The 22,357-nt window shown below is 58.1% G+C and carries 18 protein-coding genes and 1 pseudogene; 14 read left to right on the forward strand and 5 right to left on the reverse strand.

Annotated features, from left to right (window positions below):
* The first annotated feature begins 3 nt into the window (after positions 1 to 3).
* From trpA to cobA, 12 genes and pseudogenes are all read left to right on the forward strand, one after another.
* Positions 4 to 816: a tryptophan synthase subunit alpha gene (gene trpA / locus BM035_RS13420; protein ID WP_008171746.1), complete on the forward strand. Its 813-nt coding sequence runs from the start codon at positions 4 to 6 to the stop codon at positions 814 to 816.
* Positions 817 to 862: 46 nt separating this feature from the next.
* Positions 863 to 1,789: an acetyl-CoA carboxylase, carboxyltransferase subunit beta gene (gene accD, locus BM035_RS13425; protein ID WP_008171745.1), complete on the forward strand. Its 927-nt coding sequence runs from the start codon at positions 863 to 865 to the stop codon at positions 1,787 to 1,789.
* Complete coding sequence (gene folC / locus BM035_RS13430) at positions 1,773 to 3,095, forward strand: bifunctional tetrahydrofolate synthase/dihydrofolate synthase (protein WP_092032479.1); 1,323 nt, start codon at positions 1,773 to 1,775, stop codon at positions 3,093 to 3,095. Before accD ends, folC begins: the two co-directional genes overlap by 17 nt.
* A 123-nt stretch (positions 3,096 to 3,218) precedes the next feature.
* The gene (locus BM035_RS13435) at positions 3,219 to 3,890 is read left to right on the forward strand and encodes an SPOR domain-containing protein (protein ID WP_092032481.1); all 672 of its coding nucleotides are present in this window, start codon (positions 3,219 to 3,221) and stop codon (positions 3,888 to 3,890) included.
* Between the two features lie 91 nt (positions 3,891 to 3,981).
* Positions 3,982 to 4,551 (forward strand): CvpA family protein, encoded by a 570-nt coding sequence (locus BM035_RS13440; RefSeq protein ID WP_008171742.1) that lies wholly within the window; start codon positions 3,982 to 3,984, stop codon positions 4,549 to 4,551.
* 34 nt (positions 4,552 to 4,585) lie between these two features.
* A complete protein-coding gene (gene purF / locus BM035_RS13445) occupies positions 4,586 to 6,112 on the forward strand; it encodes an amidophosphoribosyltransferase (RefSeq protein ID WP_092032484.1) in 1,527 nt (508 codons plus the stop codon).
* A 26-nt stretch (positions 6,113 to 6,138) separates the two neighbouring features.
* On the forward strand, positions 6,139 to 7,380 hold the full coding sequence (locus tag BM035_RS13450) for an O-succinylhomoserine sulfhydrylase (protein ID WP_008171739.1): 1,242 nt from the start codon (positions 6,139 to 6,141) through the stop codon (positions 7,378 to 7,380).
* A gap of 6 nt (positions 7,381 to 7,386) precedes the next feature.
* Complete coding sequence (locus BM035_RS13455) at positions 7,387 to 9,969, forward strand: DNA translocase FtsK (RefSeq protein WP_053115365.1); 2,583 nt, start codon at positions 7,387 to 7,389, stop codon at positions 9,967 to 9,969.
* A gap of 12 nt (positions 9,970 to 9,981) precedes the next feature.
* On the forward strand, positions 9,982 to 10,629 hold the full coding sequence (lolA, locus tag BM035_RS13460; protein ID WP_008171735.1) for an outer membrane lipoprotein chaperone LolA: 648 nt from the start codon (positions 9,982 to 9,984) through the stop codon (positions 10,627 to 10,629).
* Positions 10,629 to 11,966 carry a replication-associated recombination protein A gene (locus BM035_RS13465; RefSeq protein ID WP_053115364.1) on the forward strand — a complete coding sequence of 446 codons (1,338 nt, stop codon included), beginning with the start codon at positions 10,629 to 10,631 and terminating at the stop codon, positions 11,964 to 11,966. Before lolA ends, BM035_RS13465 begins: the two co-directional genes overlap by 1 nt.
* An 88-nt stretch (positions 11,967 to 12,054) precedes the next feature.
* Positions 12,055 to 13,329, forward strand: coding sequence for a serine--tRNA ligase (serS, locus tag BM035_RS13470; protein ID WP_092032487.1), 1,275 nt, complete (start codon positions 12,055 to 12,057; stop codon positions 13,327 to 13,329).
* Positions 13,242 to 14,183: pseudogene (gene cobA / locus BM035_RS13475) on the forward strand (uroporphyrinogen-III C-methyltransferase); the annotation flags it as partial. The gene serS and the pseudogene cobA, both read left to right, overlap by 88 nt.
* Before the next feature lie 27 nt (positions 14,184 to 14,210).
* On the opposite strand, the gene BM035_RS13480 reads toward cobA, so the two are convergent.
* Positions 14,211 to 15,287: a 3-deoxy-7-phosphoheptulonate synthase gene (locus BM035_RS13480; RefSeq protein ID WP_008171726.1), complete on the reverse strand. Its 1,077-nt coding sequence runs from the start codon at positions 15,285 to 15,287 to the stop codon at positions 14,211 to 14,213.
* Positions 15,288 to 15,462: 175 nt separating this feature from the next.
* Between BM035_RS13480 and BM035_RS13485 the strand changes: the two genes are divergently transcribed.
* Positions 15,463 to 17,286, forward strand: a complete 1,824-nt coding sequence (locus BM035_RS13485) for a DUF1631 family protein (protein ID WP_092032493.1) — start codon at positions 15,463 to 15,465, stop codon at positions 17,284 to 17,286.
* A gap of 25 nt (positions 17,287 to 17,311) precedes the next feature.
* Positions 17,312 to 17,716: a PilZ domain-containing protein gene (locus BM035_RS13490; protein ID WP_008171722.1), complete on the forward strand. Its 405-nt coding sequence runs from the start codon at positions 17,312 to 17,314 to the stop codon at positions 17,714 to 17,716.
* Between the two features lie 71 nt (positions 17,717 to 17,787).
* Here the strand turns inward: BM035_RS13490 and BM035_RS13495 are convergent, their stop codons facing one another.
* The 4 genes from BM035_RS13495 to BM035_RS13510 form a co-directional block, all read right to left on the reverse strand.
* Positions 17,788 to 18,573, reverse strand: coding sequence for an enoyl-ACP reductase FabI (locus BM035_RS13495; protein ID WP_008171720.1), 786 nt, complete (start codon positions 18,571 to 18,573; stop codon positions 17,788 to 17,790).
* 65 nt (positions 18,574 to 18,638) lie between these two features.
* On the reverse strand, positions 18,639 to 20,243 hold the full coding sequence (locus tag BM035_RS13500; protein WP_008171718.1) for an ABC transporter ATP-binding protein: 1,605 nt from the start codon (positions 20,241 to 20,243) through the stop codon (positions 18,639 to 18,641).
* A gap of 1 nt (position 20,244) precedes the next feature.
* Positions 20,245 to 21,273 (reverse strand): ABC transporter permease, encoded by a 1,029-nt coding sequence (locus BM035_RS13505; protein ID WP_008171717.1) that lies wholly within the window; start codon positions 21,271 to 21,273, stop codon positions 20,245 to 20,247.
* Positions 21,270 to 22,355, reverse strand: a complete 1,086-nt coding sequence (locus BM035_RS13510; RefSeq protein WP_008171714.1) for a microcin C ABC transporter permease YejB — start codon at positions 22,353 to 22,355, stop codon at positions 21,270 to 21,272. Before BM035_RS13510 ends, BM035_RS13505 begins: the two co-directional genes overlap by 4 nt.
* Positions 22,356 to 22,357 lie beyond the last annotated feature (2 nt).

Raw genomic sequence — 22,357 nt, forward strand, 5'->3', positions numbered from 1 at the left:
GGCATGAGCCGAATTGAAGGGGTCCTCAAGGCCCTGAAAGGACAAGGTCGTAAGGCACTTATTCCCTATATTACTGCCGGTGACCCGCATCCCGATGTCACGGTAGATCTGATGCACACGCTGGTTGAGGCAGGGGCAGATATTATCGAGCTGGGGGTGCCGTTCTCTGACCCCATGGCAGACGGCCCGGTAATCCAGCTTGCCTGTGAGCGGGCCCTGGTGCACGGTACCTCGCTGAGGCAGGTGATTGCCATGGTCAAGGAGTTCCGGAAGTCAGACGACGCAACTCCGGTGGTTTTGATGGGCTACCTGAACCCGATGGAAGCCATGGGCTACGAGCGTTTTGCGGATGCTGCCAAGGATGCTGGCGTCGACGGCATTCTGACCGTTGACTTGCCACCGGAAGAGGCCGACGAGGTTGCTCCGCTGTTCACCCAGCGAAATCTCGACGCCATCTTCCTGCTTTCACCAACCACGACCGATGACCGGATCCGGGCAATCAGTGAGCACTCCTCCGGTTATGTGTACTATGTTTCTATCAAGGGTGTGACGGGATCGGCCACCATCAACGTGGAAGAGGTAGCTGCCAAGGTGAATCATATTCACGAACTGACAGCTCTCCCGGTGGGTGTTGGTTTCGGTATTCGTGATGCGGAAACTGCCGCGGCGGTCGGTCGGGTATCCGATGGTGTAATTGTTGGCAGCGTCCTGGTCGATACAATAGCCAGAAATCAGGCAGATACCGACCAGCTCAAGCGGGCATTGACGGATCTGCTCCACCCGATGCGTGAAGCACTGGACAGTCTCGCCTCCTGAATGAAGGGGAGGAGGGCAAACAGGCGTCAAAGGACAGGATGAGACCATGAGTAACTGGCTGGACAAGATAATGCCGAGCAAGATTCGCTCGGAGTCGAAACAGAGAACGGGCGTTCCGGAGGGGTTGTGGAAGAAATGCCCCAAATGCGGTGCCTTTCTCTACAAGCCGGAACTTGAGAAAAACCTGGATGTTTGCCCCAAATGCAACCACCACCTGAGGGTGACTGCGCGTCGGCGCCTCGAAATTTTTCTTGATCCAGAGGGTCGTGAAGAAGTTGCCGCTGAGCTTGAGCCTTGGGACCGATTGAAGTTCAAGGATAGTAAGCGGTACAAAGATCGTTTGTCCCAGGCGCAGAAAGCCACTGGGGAAAAGGATGCCCTCGTAGCAATGAAAGGCACGACGCTCGGGGTTCCTTTAGTTGCCTGCGCGTTCGAATTTGGATTCCTTGGTGGCTCTATGGGGCAAGTGGTCGGGGAGAAGTTTGTCCAGGCCGCAAATGTTGCTCTCAAGGAGCGTATCCCGTTGGTCTGCTTCTCAGCCAGCGGCGGCGCCCGCATGCAGGAAGCGATCCTGTCATTGATGCAGATGTCGAAGACAGCCGCTGTGCTTGAGAGGATGAAAGTTGAGGGTATTCCCTATATCTCTGTGATGACGGACCCTGTCTTCGGTGGCGTGTCCGCCAGTCTGGCCATGCTGGGGGATCTCAATATTGCAGAGCCAAACGCATTGATCGGCTTCGCCGGCCCCCGGGTTATCGAACAGACGGTTCGTGAAAAACTGCCGGAAGGTTTCCAGCGTAGTGAGTTCCTGCTTGAGCACGGCGCGATTGACATGATTCTCCATCGCCACCAGATGCGCGAACGCATTGCTCATGTGCTGGCCAAGTTTACCGGCCAGGAGCGCCCGGGAACCGAAGACCCGATCGAGTTTGAAGTCTCGGAGAAGCCCGAAACCGATGCCCCTGCCGAGTAACCCTGCAGACCAGCCCCCGGCATCGCCGGGGGCTGGTGCCACCGTCGATCAGTGGCTTACCTACCTGGAAGCGATACACCCTACAGAGATTGATCTTGGCCTGGACCGGGTCCTCGTGGTCCTGCGGCGGTTGTTCCGACAAAAGCCGTCCGCCCGGATCATCACTGTGGCTGGCACTAACGGCAAAGGCAGCGCGGTTGCTACTGTTGAGGCGCTTTTGCGCGCGGCTGGCCGCCGGACTGGCGCCTACACCTCGCCCCATCTACAACGCTATAACGAACGTGTGCGTCTTAATGGTGAGGATATCTCCGACGACGCGCTCGTCAGTGCATTCGAAGCCGTCGAAGAAGCACGCGGCAATGTCTCTCTTACCTATTTTGAATTCGGAACCCTTGCCGCTTTCGTGGCCTTTGCCGATGCGGGCCTCGACGACTGGGTGCTGGAGGTTGGCCTGGGTGGGCGGCTCGATGCTGTCAATGTCCTGGACGCGGATTTTGCCATCCTGACATCGGTGGACATCGACCATGTTGCCTTCCTTGGCGACAATCGCGAAGTCATCGGGTTTGAAAAGGCCGGTGTCCTTAGGCCGGGCATCCCCTCGGTCTATGCCGACTCTGATCCGCCACGCTCGGTGCTTCAGCAGGCCACTGCGCAGAAGGTCGAACTGGCTCTGCTGGGGCGTGATTATGAGCTGGTGACCGAGCAGCAAAAAGGCGATGATGCTCCGGCGGTAGAGCTTCGCCATAAAGGCCAGGCGATTCGTCTGCCCGCCGGCCCATTGCCGATCAAAAGCGTGGCAGCCGCCGTGGTTGCCATACGCGAGCTTGAACCGAACCTGCCGGTACCAGTCATTGAGCAGGTGCTTTCAGGTCTGAGTGTACCCGGGCGTTTCGAGCGTGTTGGTTCCGCACCGGATATCTTCCTGGATGTTGGCCATAACCCCCATGCTGCCGGTTGGTTGTCTGGTCAGCTGAGTCAGCTAAAATCCCCGGGCAGACGGGTGCATGGTGTTTATGGCGCCCTGACGGACAAGGACGTGGCAGGTGTGGGCAGAGGCATGGTTGATGTGGTCGATGCCTGGTATCTGGCCGGCCTCAGGGTACCAAGAGGCCTGTCCGGTCAAGACCTGCAAGCAAGACTGGCCGATTTGCGGATCCAGGCGCGGGATTTTGAATCCGTGCGGGAGGCGTTGGTTTCAGCATTGGCCGTGGCTGACCCGAACGATCTCGTGGTTGTGTTCGGTTCTTTCTTCACGGTCGCTGAAGGACGCGAGATTCTGCTCGCTGGAAAGGTCGCCGGAAGCTAGGCAGGCCGCCTTAAACTTTGTCCATGGCCGGGCCTGACACTTTGAGTTCCGGTTGCCGGCCAGTTAGTATCTGCGCATGGGTGCCCGTCGGGGCGCAGTCATAACAGTTGGGAGCCTAGCAACGTGGATGGACTGAAACAGAGAATAATCGGGGCGCTGGTACTTGTTTCCCTGGCGGTTATCTTTGTTCCCATGCTTTTTGATGAGCCTCATTCCGAGCGCACGTCCACAACCATCAAGATTCCGGAAGAGCCGCCTTTCCCTGAAGTGGAAGCGCCCGAATCGGAATTGGCGCCGGCGCCGTCTTACGGTCTTGAATCCAGCGATAGCGGCCTGGCAGCACCCTCAAGCGCGCAAGAAGCAGGGGATTCCCCAGGTTATCGTATCCTCGAAGAGGCGCCTGGCCAGGATGAGGTGCAGGACGTAACCGATTCGTCCGATGCTGGCCAGCCCGAGAGCGACAACGCCCAGGAATCCGCCAATGAGCCGGCTCAGACATCTGAACAAACCTCGGAGAACACTGCCACAGAAGCTGCAGAGTATGAGCGGTCGCTGGATGGCGCCTGGGTGGTGCAGTTGGGCAGCTTTGGCAATGCCGACAACGCCCGACGCTTGAGAGATCAGGTCCGGGAAAAGGGCTATGGCTCGCATCTTCAGGAGGTTGTCCGCGGCGACACAACGCTGACAAGGGTTTTCAGCGGCCCCTTCGCGTCAAAAACCGAGGCCGAATCCGCCAAAAGGGCTCTGGACGATGCCTTTGGTCTTAACAGCCTGGTGACCTCCGGCGAAAAATAACGCCCGGGGTCCGGTTTATGTGTGTCTTGCGGTTTGGCGAACCGGGGTTTCCTGATAGAATTCGCGCTTCCTTTTCTCCACCGGGTTTTCAATGGAAGCGCTGATCTGGATTGACTGGGTCATTATCGCCCTGATTACAGTTTCCACCCTCATCAGTCTGAAACGGGGTTTTGTACGGGAAGCCCTCTCGCTGGTGACCTGGGTGGGCGCGTTTATCCTGGCCAGAACCTTCCACCCCCAGATGCAGTCCCTGCTGGAGAGCACGGTTGAAACACCGCTTGTCCGGCTGATTGCTGCTTTTGCCATACTTTTCTTTGGAACGCTCATCGTCGGTGCCATCATCAACAACATGATCGGTCATCTGATTCGAGCTACCGGCTTGTCGGCCACCGATCGGGTGCTTGGAATGGGTTTTGGCCTTTTGCGGGGCGTGGTGGTGGTGATCGTTGCGATTGCATTTACCCGTTACACACCGCTGGCCCAGGATACCTGGTGGCGAACCTCGATCATTATCGATCGCCTGGCGGTGGTTGAAGACTGGTCCAGACGGACCCTGGGCGATGAATTTGCGCGCTTTCTTGGGCCTGCGCCTGAAAACGCGCCGGAACCGGATTCCGTTACAGAGCAGGAAGGCGTGGAACCCGCGTCCGTGTCCCGCTAACATTCAGTTTTAACACTCGGAGATACACTTATCCATGTGTGGCATTGTCGGCATCGTCAGTACTTCCAACGTCAATCAGTCGCTCTATGATGCGCTGACTGTACTTCAGCACCGGGGCCAGGACGCGGCGGGCATTGTGACATTTCAGGATGAACGGTTTTTCCTCCGCAAGGACAATGGCCTGGTACGGGATGTTTTCCATACCCGTCATATGCGTCGTCTGGTGGGCAACGTGGGTATAGGCCACGTGCGCTATCCGACTGCTGGCAGTTCCAGCTCCGCCGAAGCCCAGCCGTTCTATGTGAACAGCCCGTATGGCATTACCCTGGCTCACAACGGCAACCTGACCAATGCTGATGATCTCAGCAAGGACCTGTTCCGGACCGATCTGCGCCACATCAACACGAACTCCGACTCGGAAGTGCTGTTGAACGTGTTCGCCCATGAATTGCAGAAGCTTGGCAAGCTGGACCCGACCAAGGATGAGATCTTTTCTGCGGTCAGCGCGGTTCATAAACGCTGCCGGGGTGCCTACGCCGTCATTGCAATGATTACCGGCTATGGCATTGTTGGCTTCCGGGACCCGAATGGTATCCGGCCTGCCTGCTACGGCGAACGCACCGACGAGAATGGCCGCAAGGAATACATGATTGCCTCTGAAAGCGTTGCCCTGAACGCAGCGGGCTACACCCTCGTGCGCGATATTGCCCCGGGCGAGGCGGTCTATATCGAAACTGACGGTACCCTCTACACCCGCCAGTGCGCCGAGCAGCCGCATCTGTACCCGTGCATTTTCGAACATGTGTATTTCGCCCGGCCTGACTCCATCATAGACAAGGTGTCCGTTTACAAGGCTCGCCTGCGCATGGGCGAAACCCTCGCGGAGAAAGTGCTCCGCGAGACACCGGATCACGATATCGACGTTGTCATGCCGATTCCGGACACCAGCCGAACGTCGGCCATGCAGATGGCGCATCGTCTGGGGGTGAAATTCCGGGAAGGCTTTATCAAAAACCGCTACATCGGCCGGACATTTATCATGCCGGGCCAGAAAATGCGCAAGAAATCGGTCCGACAGAAGCTTAACCCGATCGATCTGGAGTTTCGTGGCAAAAACGTGATGCTGGTGGATGATTCCATCGTTCGCGGTACAACCTGCAAGGAAATCGTCCAGATGGCTCGGGATGCCGGTGCCTGTAAGGTCTATTTTGCGTCTGCGGCGCCTCCAGTTCGCTACCCGAACGTGTATGGTATCGACATGCCCTCCGCCAGTGAGCTGATTGCCCACGGGCGCACCGTAGAGCAAATCCGGGAACTGATTGGTGCCGACTGGCTGCTCTATCAGGATCTGGAGGACCTTATAACCTGCGTCAGTGAAGTGAACGATGACATTGAGGGATGGGAGTGCTCGGTATTCACTGGCGATTATGTGACCGGTGATGTCGATGAAGCGTATCTGAGCCGCATTGACGGCTTGCGCAATGACGAAAAGCGATCCGAAAGTGCCGGTGGTGCTGACGGGGACAATGGCATTATCGACTTGCATAACGACGAAGACTGAACGCCGCTTTCAGGCAGGAGATGTAGATGACTTTTCGCCGCGAAGAAACTGTCTGGATCCCGGAGTCCGACCTGGACGGGATGTCCGTGGACACCCTGGCCGTGAGGGCAGGGCAGATCCGCACCGGGCAGCTTGAGCACAGCGACGCGATATTCCCCACGTCCAGCTTCGTTTATGGCAGCGCGGCCCAGGCGGCGGCGCGATTTGGCGGCGAAGAGCCCGGAAACATCTACTCCAGGTTTACCAACCCTACGGTCCAGGCGTTTGAAGGTCGGATCGCGGCCATGGAAGGCGGTGAACGTGCCGTCGCCACCGCATCCGGTATGTCTGCGATCCTGAGCACCTGCATGGCGCTACTGAAGAGCGGCGATCATGTGATCTGCTCCCGGGGTGTGTTCGGCACCACCAACGTGTTGTTCCAGAAATACATGGCACGTTTCGGGGTGGAAACCACGTTTGTCAGTCTGACGGATATGGAAGAGTGGCAGGCTTCGATCCGTCCCGAAACCCGGATGCTGTTTATTGAAACGCCGTCCAATCCGCTGTGCGAAGTGGCCGATATGGAGATCCTGGGGCAGCTGGCAAGAGACAACGACGCCCTGTTCGTAGTCGATAACTGCTTCTGCACGCCGGTGCTCCAGCGCCCGCTGGAGCAGGGCGCAGACATCGTGATTCACTCGGCGACCAAATATCTGGATGGTCAGGGTCGCTGCGTGGGAGGCGTCGTGGTCGGATCAGAGAAGATGATGGAAGAGGTCTATGGCTTCCTTCGTTCTGCCGGCCCCACCATGAGCCCCTTCAACGCCTGGGTGTTTCAGAAGGGCCTGGAAACCTTACCAATTCGTATGCGCGCCCACTGTGACAATGCGTTAGAGTTGGCCCTGTGGCTGGAGCAACAGCCGGCAGTTGAACGTGTTTTCTATGCCGGGCTCCAGAGTCATCCGCAACATGAGCTGGCGAAAAAGCAGCAGACCGGATTTGGTGGTGTGCTGTCGTTCCAGCTCAAGGGTGCGCGGGAGGAGGCATGGCGCTTCATCGATGGCACCCGGATGATCTCCATCACCGCAAACCTCGGTGACGTCAAGACCACGATCACCCACCCGGCCACAACCACTCACGGGCGACTATCCCCGGAGGATAAGGCGCGGGCCGGGATCACGGAGAATCTGGTACGGATTTCCGTGGGGATCGAAGCCGTAGAAGACCTGAAAACCGATCTTGAACGCGGCTTTCAGGCGCTTCGGAACGAAAGCACCGATAACGTCTGAGCATTCATGGCCGAATCTGCAAAAGCGAAGAAAGCACCACAGGAACTGACAGAGAAGCAGCAGCGCTTTCGCCGGCTGGCCGCCCAGGGCGCTCGCGAAGGCGCCGTCATCGCGCTTATTGCCCTTTGCATCTACCTTTCCATGGCACTGGTTACCTTTAGCCCGTCAGATCCGGGCTGGGCCAGTATCGGTCATGACACCAGCGTGCAGAATTATGCGGGCCGCACTGGTGCCTGGCTCGCCAGCCTTTTCATGGATTTCTTCGGCCACGTTGCCTATCTGTTCCCGGTCATGATTGCGGGATACGCGTTGATGCTCATCCGTCGGCGTAACGATTCCCTGGATCTGCACTGGCCACTCTTCATGATGCGCTTCGGTGGCTTCTTGCTGATTCTTCTCTCGGCAACCAGTCTGTTGTCACTGTATTCCGTGTTTGGTCTGGGGGCGTCCTCGGGCGGAGTCCTTGGAACGGCTGTTGCCGACGCTATGGTGCGGTTTTTCAACCTGCCGGCAACAACCCTGCTGCTGATTGCCATTTTCCTGTTCGCGTTAACGGTTACTACCGGTCTCTCCTGGTTCTGGCTGATGGATCAGGTGGGCGGTTTGACTCTCAGAACGGGCCTTGCCATCAAAGGCCTTTTCAAAGGCAAGCCCAAGTCGGAAAAGCCAGAGCCCAAAGCAGAACCGAAAGCTGAGCCACCTGTGGTCAAGGACCGTGTGCCGGCCATGGACAGCAAACGGCAAAAAGCAGATGCCGACAAACCATGCTGGTGGCAACGGATTCCAGGCTTTGGGCCGAAGAAGCCAAAAGCCCCGAAGCCCGAGTCGAAGCCAGAAACCGGTCGAAAAGAGCCCGCGTTGGATGGTCTCTCTGCCGAAGTTGACCCGGAACCTGCAAGGCTCGAAAGCTTCAGTTCACGGGATGAGGCTCCTGTCGCTAACGGGAAACCCGCCAAACCCGAGGCATCTCCTCAGTCTGCCGGACGGTCGCTGAAGATTTCGCCCTTCAAGAAGGACGAACAGCCGACCCAGTCCAAAGACAAGGGCAACAAGCAGCCTTCATTGCTGGAAGATATTGAAAGCCCGATTCCACCGATTTCTCTTCTGGACCCGCCGGAGGAGCATAAGGAAAGAGGCTACTCCGAAGAATCCCTGGAACATATGTCACGGCTGCTAGAGGAAAAGCTGGGGGATTTCGGGGTATCCGTTGAAGTAGTCGAGGTCAATCCCGGCCCGGTCATTACCCGGTTTGAGATCAAGCCGGCTCCAGGTGTGAAGGTCAGCAAGATTTCCAACCTCGCAAAGGACCTGGCCCGCTCACTGGCGGTACTGAGCGTTCGGGTAGTCGAGGTGATTCCTGGAAAGTCTGTGGTCGGTATCGAGATTCCCAACGAAGAACGGGAAATGGTCCGGCTCAGTGAAGTGCTTGGCGCGCGGGTGTTTCAGGAGTCGAACTCACCGCTGACCCTGGCACTGGGTAACGACATTGGCGGCAACCCGATGGTTGCCAATCTCTCCAAAATGCCGCACCTGCTGGTGGCGGGCACCACCGGTTCCGGTAAATCGGTCGGCGTCAATGCCATGCTGCTCAGCATGCTGCTGAAGGCAGGCCCGGAAGAGGTCCGCTTTATCATGGTGGACCCCAAGATGCTTGAACTGAGCATCTACGACGGCATTCCGCACCTGCTGGCGCCGGTGGTCACCGACATGAAGGAGGCGGCCAACGCACTACGCTGGTGTGTCGCTGAAATGGAGCGCCGGTACAAGCTCATGGCCAGCCTCGGGGTCCGTAACCTGGCGGGCTACAACCGCAAGATCAAAGACGCCAGGGCCGCCGGTGAACCATTGCTGGACCCGTTCTGGAAGCCGGACGAATACCTTGCCAACGACGAGCAGGAGCGCCCCGAGCTGGACACTCTTCCCTTCATCGTCGTGGTGATTGATGAATTCGCCGACATGATGATGATCGTCGGCAAGAAAGTTGAGGAACTGATTGCCCGGATCGCGCAAAAGGCGCGGGCGGCCGGTATTCACTTGATCCTTGCCACCCAGCGGCCATCGGTGGATGTAATCACCGGCCTGATCAAGGCCAACATTCCGACCCGGATGTCGTTCCAGGTCTCGTCCAAGATCGATTCGCGTACGGTGCTGGATCAGGGTGGTGCCGAGCAGCTCCTGGGGCATGGTGACATGCTTTACCTGCCACCGGGTTCGGGCCTGCCGGTTCGGGTGCATGGGGCTTTTGTGGATGACGACGAAGTCCATCGCGTGGTCAGTGCCTGGAAAGCCCGGGGCGAGCCCGTGTATGTAGACGATGTTCTCAATGGCGCCGAAGGCGAGAGCCTGCCGGGCGTTCCCAACCTCTCGGAAGGAGGCGGGGATAGTGAAGTGGATGCCCTTTACGACGAGGCCGTTGCCTTCGTCACGGAAGGGCGCCGTGTTTCGATTTCCTCGGTACAGCGAAAATTCAAGATCGGGTACAACCGGGCAGCGAACCTGGTTGATGCCATGGAAGCATCCGGCGTGGTAAGCGCCGCAGGCCACAACGGGGCACGTGAAGTTCTGGCTCCGCCGCCACCCAGAGATTAGGAGTAACAAGCAATGGGACGATCTTTTGTGAAATGCCTGGCCACCCTGGTCATGGCGGTGTTTATTGCCGGCCCTCTGAGTGCGAGTGAGGGCAGCGACAGCGCGAACGAGTTGGCCTCGTTGCTGAAGGGCTACGAGTCCTACCAGGCGGATTTTATCCAGATTGTTGTTAACGAGAATGGCAACAAGGTTCAGGAAACCCGTGGCTCCCTGAAGGCCAAGCGCCCCGGGCTGTTCTACTGGGAGACCAGTGCGCCTTTGTCGCAGTTTATTGTCAGTAATGGCGAAACCGTGGAGGTTTACGATCCGGACCTGGAACAGGTCACGATCCACAATCTCGACGATCGAGTGCAATCCACACCCGCGCTTTTACTGAGCGGTGAGGTGGATAATCTGGAGGATACCTACAGGGTGTCCGGTCGCCAGATAGGCGACAACACCCGTGAATTTACTCTGGAGCCAAGAAGCCCGGACTCCCTCTTTACGTCCCTCAGGCTGACGTTCTTCAAGGGTGAGCTCCAGGAGATGCGTATGCAGGATTCCCTGGCACAGCTCAGCGTACTGAGTTTCGACCGGATCAGGCTGAACGAACCGGTTGAAGCGGGTGCGTTCACCCTCGACTATCCGGAGGGTGTGGATATTATCCGGGACGGGGCCTGATGCAGGACAGTCTGTTCGCGGAATCCGCGGGTTTTCGGCCGCTGGCCGCGAGAATGCGGCCGGCAAGCCTGAATGACTATGTGGGCCAGGCTCATCTGGTCGGGCCCGGCAAACCGCTGCGGCGCGCTGTTGAGCAGGGCCAGCTTCACTCGATGATCCTCTGGGGCCCTCCCGGAGTCGGTAAAACCACCTTCGCCCAACTACTGGCCAATGTCAGCGATCTCAGTTTCGAGACGGTTTCGGCCGTACTGAGCGGTGTGAAAGAGATCCGGGCCGTTGTTGAGCGGGCACGTAATCGCAAGCAGTCACAGGGTCGGGACACTCTGTTGTTCGTGGATGAGGTTCACCGCTTCAACAAAAGCCAGCAGGACGCGTTTCTCCCCCACATTGAAGACGGTACCTTCATCTTCGTAGGTGCGACCACTGAGAATCCCTCTTTTGAGCTGAACAGTGCGTTGCTTTCCAGAACACGTGTCTACGTGCTCAAGAACCTTGAGGAAGAGGACATCCTTCAGCTGCTACGCCGCGCGCTGACAGTTGATGAGGGATTTGGCGGACGCCTGCGAGTTGATGAAGACGTGCTGACCCTGATGGCGGCAGCCTCTGGTGGCGATGCCCGCCGTGCTCTCAATATCCTGGAAGTGGCGGCTGACCTGTCAGAGCCGGATGAGGCCGGCACGGATCGGGTAACGGCGGATCAGCTTGAGCAGGTCATGCAGACCAGCCTCCGCCGGTTCGACAAGGGCGGTGACGTATTCTACGACCAGATCTCAGCGTTGCATAAATCCGTTCGCGGATCAGATCCGGACGGCTCGCTGTATTGGCTGTGCCGGATGCTCGATGGCGGCTGTGATCCTCTTTATGTCGCCCGGCGTCTAGTGCGAATTGCCAGTGAAGACATTGGTAACGCCGATCCCCGTGCTCTGCAACTCAGCATGGAAGCCTGGGACGCTCAGGAGCGGTTGGGATCTCCGGAAGGGGAGCTGGCACTGGCCCAGGCAGTGACCTACCTGGCCATGGCGCCCAAGAGCAATGCGGTTTACAACGCCTTCAACAGGTGCATGGCGGACATCCGCCAGGATCCGGACTACGAAGTCCCGGTGCACCTGCGCAATGCGCCCACCAAGCTGATGAAGAGCATGGGCCATGGGGATACTTATCGGTACGCTCATGATGAACCCGAAGCCTTCGCCGCCGGGGAGTCCTACCTGCCCGAGGCCATTCATGAGCGCCGCTACTACGAGCCCGTAAACCGCGGTCTCGAGATAAAACTGGCTGAAAAACGCCAGCGTCTGGATTCCCGCAACGCCGAAAGCCCCCGCAAACGCTACACCTGAGCCTTTTTTCGGCGGTAGCCACGAGCGCCAGTGCAGGTATAATGGCCAGTCATTCAAAACATCGCTAACCGGAAGATTCAGGATAATCATGCTCGATCCCAAACGTGTCCGCACCCAGACAGAAGATATCGCCCGTCGGCTGACCATCAAGAATTTCGAATTCGATACCGCCACCTTCGAGCAGCTTGAGGAACGCCGCCGTGCCCTTCAGGTGAGCACGGAAAACCTGCAGAGCGAGCAGAACAAGCGGTCGAAGTCGATCGGCAAGGCCAAGGCAGCCGGCGAGGACATCCAACCGCTGCTGGATGAGGTGGAAGATCTGAAGAAAAAGAGATCCGAAGCTGAAGACGAGCTCCGTTCGTTGCAGGAGGAGCTCAACGGCTTTCTGGCCGGAATCCCGAACCTTCCGGACGAAGATGTGCCTGCTGGTGAGAGCGAAGACGACAACGTCGAGATTCGAACCTGGGGCACGCCCAAGACCTTTGATTTCGAGCCCAAAGATCACGTTGCCCTTGGGGAGGCTCTGAAAGGCCTGGACTTCGAGACCGCGACCCGCCTGGCCCACTCGCGGTTTGCTGTCATGCGAGGGCCGGTCGCACGGCTGCACAGGGCCCTGGCCCAGTTCATGCTGGATTTGCACACTCGCGAACATGGCTACCTGGAGACCTACGTACCTTACCTCGTGAATGCTGATAGCCTCTATGGCACGGGCCAGTTGCCCAAGTTTGAGGAGGATCTGTTCAAAACCGAGGGCGAACACCCGCTTTATCTGATTCCAACCGCGGAAGTACCTGCCACCAATCTGGTCTCAGATTCCATCCTTGATGCCGCAGAGTTGCCACTGCAGATGGTCTGTCATACGCCGTGTTTCCGCAGCGAGGCCGGCTCCTACGGCCGGGATACCCGCGGCATGATCCGTCAGCATCAGTTCGATAAGGTTGAACTCGTGCATGTCGTTCGTCCCGCCGATTCCGACGCCGCCCTGGAGGCTCTCACCGGGCACGCGGAAAAGGTTCTGCAAATGCTGGAGCTGCCGTATCGCGTCGTTGTACTGTGTGGTGGCGACATGGGCTTTTCGGCGGCCAAGACCTACGATCTGGAAGTCTGGTTGCCGGGACAGGACAAGTTCCGCGAAATTTCATCCTGCTCCAACACACGTGATTTCCAGGCACGCCGCATGCATGCGCGTTGGCGTAACCCGGAAACCGGTAAGCCGGAACCCGTGCATACGCTGAACGGTTCAGGTCTTGCGGTTGGCCGCGCACTGATTGCGGTTATGGAGAATTACCAGCAGGCAGACGGCAGCATTGTGGTTCCGGAGGTTCTCAGGCCGTACATGGGAGGCGTCGACATAATCCAATGAGTGATCAGCAACAAAGTGCGCCAGGGAAGGGCGTTGGTGCAACCCCTGCACCGGTAAGGTACAGGGTAAACCCGGTGACCTCGAACCCGAACACATCAGCGGGCGAAGTGGCCCTCGTCGGGGCCGGGCCGGGCGACCCTGAACTGCTGACACTCAAAGCCTGGAGGCTGATTACGTCCGCCGAAGTCGTGCTTTACGATCGCCTGGTGTCGCCGGAAATACTGGCCATGATTCCAGACACTGCCGAGATGATTCATGTTGGCAAGCAGCGGGCCAACCACACCTTGCCTCAGGACCAGATCAATCAACGATTGGTGGATCTGGCCAGGCAGGGCCGGAAGGTGGTCCGTCTCAAGGGCGGAGACCCGTTTATCTTCGGGCGCGGTGGCGAAGAAATTGAAACTCTGGCCGACGCCGGCGTACGCTTTCAGGTGGTGCCGGGTATAACCGCCGCTTCCGGCTGCGCGGCCTACGCCGGAATCCCGCTCACACATCGGGATTATGCCCAGTCAGTCCGGTTCGTGACTGGCCATCTCAAGAACGATACCTGCGATCTTCCCTGGCGAGACTTTGTCCAGAACAACCAGACCCTGGTGTTCTACATGGGGCTGGTTGGCCTGCCGATTATCTGCCGGCAGTTGGTCGCCCACGGTATGTCCCAGGAAATGCCCGTGGCGTTGGTCTCGAAGGGGACAACGAGGGATCAGCGCGTGGTTACAGGGAATCTCTGCAACATCGTTGAAAGAGTAGAGGCGGAAGCGGTCCAGCCGCCAACACTGGTTATTATCGGCCAAGTAGTCGCGCTGAGAGAAAGGCTGGACTGGATAGGTGGGGTTATGACAACGGGGAGCTGAGGCTCCCCGTTTTATATCATGCTTTGATCAGCCGATCTTGCGCTTGGGCAAGACATCCTTCAACTTATCGCGCATATCCCGAATGGCCTTTTCGGTGGTTGGCCAGTCGATACAGGCATCGGTCACCGATACGCCGTACTTGAGATCTGCCAGATTCTCGGGAATGGACTGGTTACCCCAGTTGATGTTGCTTTCCACCATCAGGCTCTGGATCGAGGTGTTACCTTCCAGGATCTGGTGGGTGACATCCTGCATGACCAGCGGCTGAATGGCCGGATCCTTGCTGGAGTTGGCATGGCTGCAGTCAATCATCATCGACTTGCGCAGGCCTGCTTTATCCAGCGCCTGTTCGCAGAGGGCGACGCTCACCGAATCGTAGTTGGGTTTGCCACCGCCACCGCGCAGAACAACGTGGCCGTAGTTATTGCCCTTGGTGCGGATAATCGCCACCTGCCCCTGCTGGTCGATGCCCAGGAAACTGTGCGGGTGAGACACGGACTTCATGGCGTTCACCGCAACGTCCAGGCTGCCGTCGGTTCCGTTCTTGAAACCGATCGCCATGGACAGGCCGCTGCTCATCTCGCGGTGAGTCTGCGACTCGGTAGTACGGGCGCCGATGGCGGACCAGGCAATGGTGTCCTGCAGGTACTGCGGGGAGATCGGATCCAGCGCTTCGGTGGCTGCGGGCAGGCCAAGCTCGTTGATATCCAGCAGCAGACGACGACCGATGTGAAGGCCCTGCTCAATATCAAAGGTGTCGTTCAGGTGCGGATCGTTGATGAGGCCTTTCCAGCCAACTGTTGTGCGAGGCTTCTCGAAATAGACACGCATAACGATCAGCAGCGTGTCGCTGACTTCATCGGCAAGCTTCTTCAGGCGCGCGGCGTAATCTCTCGCAGCTTCAACATCGTGAATGGAGCAGGGGCCCACCACGACGAATAGCCGGTGGTCCTTGCCATCCATGATGTCATAGATCGCCTGGCGGCCCTTTGAGACGGTTTCTGCGGCCTTGTCGGAGAGCGGCATCTCCTTCTTCAGCGCTTCAGGAGTGATCAGTGCTTCCTGGCTCGCCACATTCAGATTCTCTAGTTTGTTGCCCGACATGTTGTTCTGCTTCCCCGATTCTGATCGTTGCAGCCCTGGTGGACGATAGAATATGCCAACAGGGTTGCAGATTAACGCGAATAGCGCCGGTGCACGGTTGCGGTAAACCCCGGCGAGTTGGTTATACTGCGTTATTTACAGGGCCTTTTCAACGCTTCTTAAGTACGGGGAACGGATGTCGCAAAACAGGCAGAGACCGAAGGATGTGCCTTCCGTTGCAGCGGTTTCAGGCAAGATTGACGATGTCCTGGCCGGCATTCGTGTTCCTGACCTTCCATACCCGGCTGGCAAGCTCGAACCAGACGCCGTCAGCGACTGGCGCCCACTGCTGGTTTCCTGCTGGTCCGAACAGCGTGACGAACGGGTTACCCATGTTATCCGATCTGTTCATCTGGAGTGGTCAGCCCGACAGGTGAACGCCGCCTATGTGGCTGACCGCATCATGGACGTGTTCCTGAAGACGAGCGGCCTGCATCCGAGCCTCGCCCGCCGGGTGGCAAGGCTGCGCTTCTATCTTGCCTGGCGCATGAATCTGGAGGGCAAGAAAGCCTTCAGCAAGGCGCTACTGGAGTGGCTGGACAGCCTTCAGGAGTGGCGCGGCTGGAGTGATTCCGGAGGCCGTTCCGCCAAGGTTCTGATGGATCAGCTGGATTCGCTGGTTATCGCCGTTTCCGCGAGTTTTGAATCCGGCAAGACGGAGCCGGTTAACGAATTCTGTCATCGCTGGCAGGAAGACGCCGGGAAGAGGAATGCCCAGGTTGGAAAGCTCCGCCAACGGCTGCTGGAAACCGAGCAGGGCGCTGCAAAGCAGCGCAAGGCAGAGCAGTCTTCCCGGGCATTAATCGGTCGGGCTCTCCAGGGGCGCAAGCTGCCGCTTCCGATCGTCCGCTTTATACTTGATCACTGGCAGGGTCTGCTGAAACAGTCGATCTGGGATTCCGGTCTCGACGGAGAGAACCTGCGACATGGCAGCAAGTTGCTGGAATGGCTGGTCTGGATTGGTGATCCGTCGCTTTCCGACAAGGACCGTAATCGGCTCTATCACGTGGGCGAACAGATCGGTGATCGGATCCTTGATGTCTGGAAACGGGTTTTTAATGAATCACTGCCTGCGGAGTCCCTGTCCGGGATCGAATCCGCTATGGTTTCCAGGCTGAGAGGGGAGGCGCCGGATCTTGTGGAGGCTCTGCCGGCGGCGGGGAGCTTCCACTGGGACAGCACCTGGCTCAGCTTCGAAGTGCCCGCGGCAGAAGCTTTTGAACCGTATGAGGGGCAATGGTTTGTCGAGGGCGAGGGTGTCGGAGAGCAGCGCCGTTACTTCTATGCGTTCTTGCCGGAATCGGCAGAAATCCTCTGGACGAACGGCGCCGGCGTGAAACTGGGGCTGCAGACCTGGGGCGAGTTTCAGAGGGCCCTTGAGCAGGAGCAGATCCGGCCATTGCCGCAGCTCACGCCGTTCGGAACGGTGCTGGCAGAAACCGTGGAACTGCTTGCCCGTGTCTGCGAGAAGCAGCGTCGGCAGAGGGAGCAGGCGGCGGAAGCTGCCAGGCTGCGCGCAGAGGAATTGAGGCGGGAAAAAGAAGTCGCGGAAGAACGGCGAAGGGCGGAGGAAGCGGAACGTGAAGCCGAGCTTGAGCGCCAGCGGCAAGCCGATGAAGAGCAACGACTCGCCGATGAACAGGCTGAAAAGGAACGGATCCGGAAGGAAAGGACGCTGCTGGCCGAGAAACAGGTGGATGCTATCAAGCTTGGTGGCTGGATTGCCGTTGAACCCGATGAAACGTCTGATGAACCTGCCCGTCTGAAACTGGCCGTGCGCATCAATGCGTCGAGAAAGCTCGTGTTTGTGGACCGTCTGGGCCTGAACAGGCGTGAATTTCTCGAGGACGCCCTGGTTGAAAGGATTGTCGAAGGACGGATCCGGGTTCTGGGAACCTCCGCGGAATTCGACGACACCCTTAGCAGGGTAGTCGGGCGGATTCGCGTTGGCCGCAACTGATATTGCCGAAGCAGGAAAAACAATAATGACAGATAATGACTATAGCTTTGGAACCCGGAATGAGCCGCCCGTTGATCAGGACAATCGGGCAGATTACCGTCTTACGGCGCGAGCCAGGGCAATACTCGAGCTTGAGTCCGGCTTGCCGGAAGAAACCGGAGCCGAGGAGCGGGACCTTGTCTGCGGTATTCGTGATATTTCGGCCAGTGGCCTTTGCCTGACAGCTGACGAACCCCTTTCCCTGGGGGCCCTGCTGCCGGCGAGCGTATTTCTTGGTAACCATGCCCAGCCTTTCGGTCTGATGGTCGAAGTGGTCTGGTGTCGACCCAACGAGTCGAGCTTTCTGGTGGGGGCGCGAATCATTGAGTCTGACGAAACCGCATACGTCGAGTGGGTGGAGGCCGTGGCCTCGGCGATGGCCCAGGATTGACTCTTGTCCGTGCAATCCAACGAAAAGAGCCGGCATAACGCCGGCTCTTTTACGTTCGGGGAGGGTGAGACTTACTCTTCAAGTTCACCCATTCCGGTAATGTTGAAGCCGCCGTCCACGTACATGATCTCGCCGGTAATACCGGAGGACATATCAGAGCCGAGGAATGCAGCAGCATTACCCACTTCGTCGATGGTGACGTTTCGCCGCAGCGGCGCACGTCTGGCATTTTCGGCCAGCATCTTACGGAAGCTCTTGATGCCAGAGGCGGCCAGGGTCTTGATCGGACCCGCGGAAATGCCATTCACACGAATGCCGTCCCGGCCCAGGCTGGCGGCCATGTAGCGAACATTGGCTTCCAGGGAAGCCTTGGCCAAGCCCATCACATTGTAGTTCTGCAGAACCTTCTCAGCGCCCAGGTAGCTCAGGGTAATCAGCGAGCTGCCTTCATGCATCATGCCGCGGGCACCCTTGGCCAGCGCGACAAAGCTGTAGGAGCTGATATCGTGGGCAATGCGGAAGCCATCACGGGTGGTCACGTCGACGTAGTTGCCGTCCAGCTCGTGTCCAGGCGCATAGCCGACAGCATGCACAATGATGTCGATGTTGTCCCAGTGCTTGCCCAGCTCTTTGAAGACGTTTTCAATTTCTTCGTCGCTTGCGACATCGCAGGGGAAAGTCAGCTTGCTTCCCCACTGTTCGGCGAACTTCTCAACCCGTGGCTGAAGTTTTTCATTCTGGTAGGTAAACGCCAGTTCGGCACCCTCGCGGGCGAAGGCCTCGGCGATACCGTAAGCAATGGACAGTTTGCTGGCTACGCCAACGATCAGTGCTTTCTTGCCACTGAGGATTCCCATGGGTCGTTCTCCCTGTGTTCCTGATTTGCGAGCATTATCCCTGAGTGCTCTGGTCGGGGTAACGCTCAAATAGTCGTAGTTGGTTTCTGGTAAAAGAACGCGGCGTTCAGCAGTTCACGGGTGTACTCCGCCTGCGGTGCATCGAAAATCCTGGCCGCGTCACCATATTCCACGATCCGGCCATGCTGCAGCACCAGCAGCTTATGGCTCAGGGCGCGCACCACAGCCAGGTCATGGCTGATAAAGATATAGCTTAGACCATAACGGGTCTGGATAGCCCTCAACAGTTCAATGACCTGCTTCTGCACGGTGCGGTCCAGGGCGGATGTGGGTTCGTCCAGAATGATCAGGTCGGGCTGCAGCACCAGAGCCCGGGCGATGGCAATGCGTTGGCGCTGGCCGCCAGAGAATTCGTGTGGATAACGATGCCGTGCCTCCGGATCAAGGCCAACGTCGGTGAGCGCGCGAATCACTTTGCTGTCGTGTTCGGCTGCGTTTTCCGCGTCGTGGATCTCCAGCCCTTCGCGGACAATTTCGGCAATGGACATTCTGGGACTGAGGCTGCCAAACGGATCCTGAAAGACAATCTGCACGCGCCTTCGCCAGGGCCTGAAATCCTTCTGGTTAAGAAACGCCAGCTCCTCGCCCGCGAGGCGGATACTTCCGGTACTGGCGGTAAGCTTCAGCAGCGCATGGCCGATGGTGGTTTTGCCGCTGCCACTTTCCCCGACGATTCCGAGCGTTTCGCCGCGATTGAGCTGGAAATCGGCGCCCTGCACAGCGTGAAAGGATTCCTTCACCTTGCCCAAAAGGCTCTTTCGTATCGGGAAACGCACGTCCAGTCGCTCAACAGCCAGCAACGGTTCTGCACGTTTATCGAGGGGTAGGGGCGCCTCCGGGGGCTCGGCATCCAGAAGCTTTCGTGTATAGGGGTGTTGTGGGCTGGCAAACAGGGCATCGGTATCGGCCTCTTCCACGAGTTTGCCATGTTCCATGACGGCCACCCGGTCGGCGTACCGGCGAACGATGGTCAGGTCATGGGTAATCAGAAGAATGGCCATACCCAGTTTCTTCTGAAGGTCCCTGAGCAATTCGAGAACCTGTTTCTGGACGGTTACATCCAATGCCGTCGTGGGTTCGTCCGCGATAAGGAGATCGGGTTCATTGGCCAGTGCCATGGCGATCATCACCCGCTGTTTTTGCCCCCCCGACAACTGGTGGGGATAAGCGCCAAGCTTGCTTTCCGGGTTCTGTATCCCCACGAGTTGTAGCAGTTCCAGGCAGCGCTGTTTTGCCTGTGGCCCGCGCATTCCCTTGTGCAGTTCCAGGGTTTCGCCAATCTGCTTTTCCACGGTATGTAGCGGGTTAAGGGATGTCATGGGCTCCTGGAATATCATCCCGATCTCCCGGCCGCGGATCTGGCGCATGCGCTTCTCGGTGGCGGGCAGAAGATCTTCATCGCGGTACCGGATCTGCCCGCTGGGGTAGCTGGTGTGCCGCGCATCAAGGAGGCGAAGAATTGACAGTGCCGAAATGGATTTTCCGGAGCCGCTTTCGCCCACCAGTGCGAGGGTCTCGCCTTCACGGATTGCCAGTGACAGGGATTCGACGGCTGGAAGCCCGTGATCAAAACAGATGGAAAGATCGGAAATCTGAAGTAACTGGCTCATATCAGCTCTTCCTCGGATCGAAGGCATCGCGTACGGCTTCACCCACGAACACCAGCAAGGTGAGCATCAGCGACAGCGATACGAAGGCGGATATGCCCAGCCAGGGCGCATGCAGGTTGGCCTTGCCCTGGGCAATCAGTTCCCCCAACGAGGGTGAACCGGAGGGCAGACCAAAGCCCAGGAAATCCAGGGAGGTCAGGCCGGTAATTGCCCCCGTCAGAATGAACGGGAGGAAGGTCAGTGTGGCTACCATGGCATTGGGGAGTATATGCCGGAACATGATTTTGCGGTTGTCCAGACCCAGTGCACGGGCAGCTTTGACGTATTCGAAGTTACGGGCACGCAGGAATTCCGCACGGACCACATCCACCAGCCCCATCCAGCTGAACAGCAGCATGATGCCCAGCAGCCACCAGAAGTTTGGCTGCACAATGCTCGAGAGAATGATCAGCAGATACAGTACCGGCAGGCCGGACCAGACCTCGATAAAGCGCTGGCCCAGTAGATCAATTTTGCCGCCGTAAAAGCCCTGGATGGCGCCGACCACTACGCCGACAATGCAACTGGCGATGGTCAGGGTAAGGCCGAACAGAACCGAAATGCGGAAGCCATAGATCACCCGGGCTGCAACATCCCGGCCCTGATCGTCGGTCCCCAGCCAGTTCTCTGCACTCGGCGGCGCCGGTGACGGAACCTCGAGATCGTAATTGATGGTGTTGTAGCTGAACCGGATCGGTGGCCAGACCATCCACCCGTTGGCGCTTATCTCATCGGCGATAAAGGGATCGCGATAATCGGCTTCCGTGGGCAGGAAACCTCCAAAGGTTTCTTCCGGCACGGATTGGACCACCGGGAAGTAGAGGTCGCCTTTGTACGACACGACCAGCGGTGAGTCGTTGGCAATGAGCTCGGCGACCAGTGACAGGCCGAACAGGGCGAGAAAAATCCACAAAGACCAGAAACCCCGGCGGTTTTTCCGGAAGTTCCGCAGGCGCCGCTGTTGGATCGGAGTCAGAGACCGGAAACTCACGCACCCTCCCGGCTTTCAAAATCGATCCGCGGATCGACCAGGACGTAGGTAATGTCGCTGATCAGCTTCAGGATCAGGCCCATCAGGGTGAAGATATACAGGGTGCCGAAGATCACGGGATAGTCGCGGTTCAGGGCCGCCTCGAAACCGAGCAGCCCGAGCCCGTCGAGGGAGAAGATCACTTCAATCAGCAGGGAGCCCGTAAAGAACAGAGCGACAAGGACGCCTGGCAGGCTGGCAATCACGATCAGCATGGCATTGCGAAATACGTGGCCATACAGCACTTCTTTCTGGTCCAGACCCTTGGCGCGGGCGGTTACCACGTACTGCTTTCCGATCTCATCCAGGAAGGAATTCTTGGTAAGCAGGGTCAGGGTGGCAAAACCGCCGATCACATTTGCGGTGACGGGCAACGCCAGGTGCCAGAAGTAATCCCCGATTTTCTGGTACCAGGTAAGCTCGTCGAAATTCGAAGAGGTCAGGCCCCGGAGCGGAAACCAGTCGAAATAACTGCCCCCGGCAAACAACACGATGAGCAGTATCGCGAAGAGGAAGCCCGGAATGGCGTAGCCCACCACAATGGCTGAGCTGGTCCAGACATCGAACCTGGAGCCGTCTGTAACGGCTTTCCGGATGCCCAGGGGGATGGAAATAAAATAGATGATCAGCGTCGACCACAGCCCCAGGGAGATCGAAACGGGCATTTTATCGATTATCAGGTCGATGACGCTTTTTTCCCGGAAGAAGGAATCACCGAAGTTGAAGGTGGCGTAATCGCCAAGCATCTTGAAGAAGCGTTCGTGAGCAGGCTTGTCGAAGCCATACATCACTTCGATTTCTTTCAGAAGCTCATCGGGTATGCCGCGGGAACCACGCGTGTCGCCGGAAGAGTCGGCTACCTCGCCACCTGTTCCACCACCGGAAGCCCGGGCCAGCGCGCTGCCGCCGTGGCCTTCCATCTCAGCGATAAGCTGCTCAACGGGACCACCGGGGGCCGCCTGCACAATGACAAAGTTGAGCAGCATGATTCCGATCAGCGTGGGGATGATCAGCGCCAGACGCCTGAGTATGTAGATGCCCATTT

It is taken from the genome of Marinobacter sp. DSM 26671 (assembly GCF_900112835.1).
GTDB classification, from domain to species: Bacteria; Pseudomonadota; Gammaproteobacteria; order Pseudomonadales; family Oleiphilaceae; genus Marinobacter; species Marinobacter flavimaris.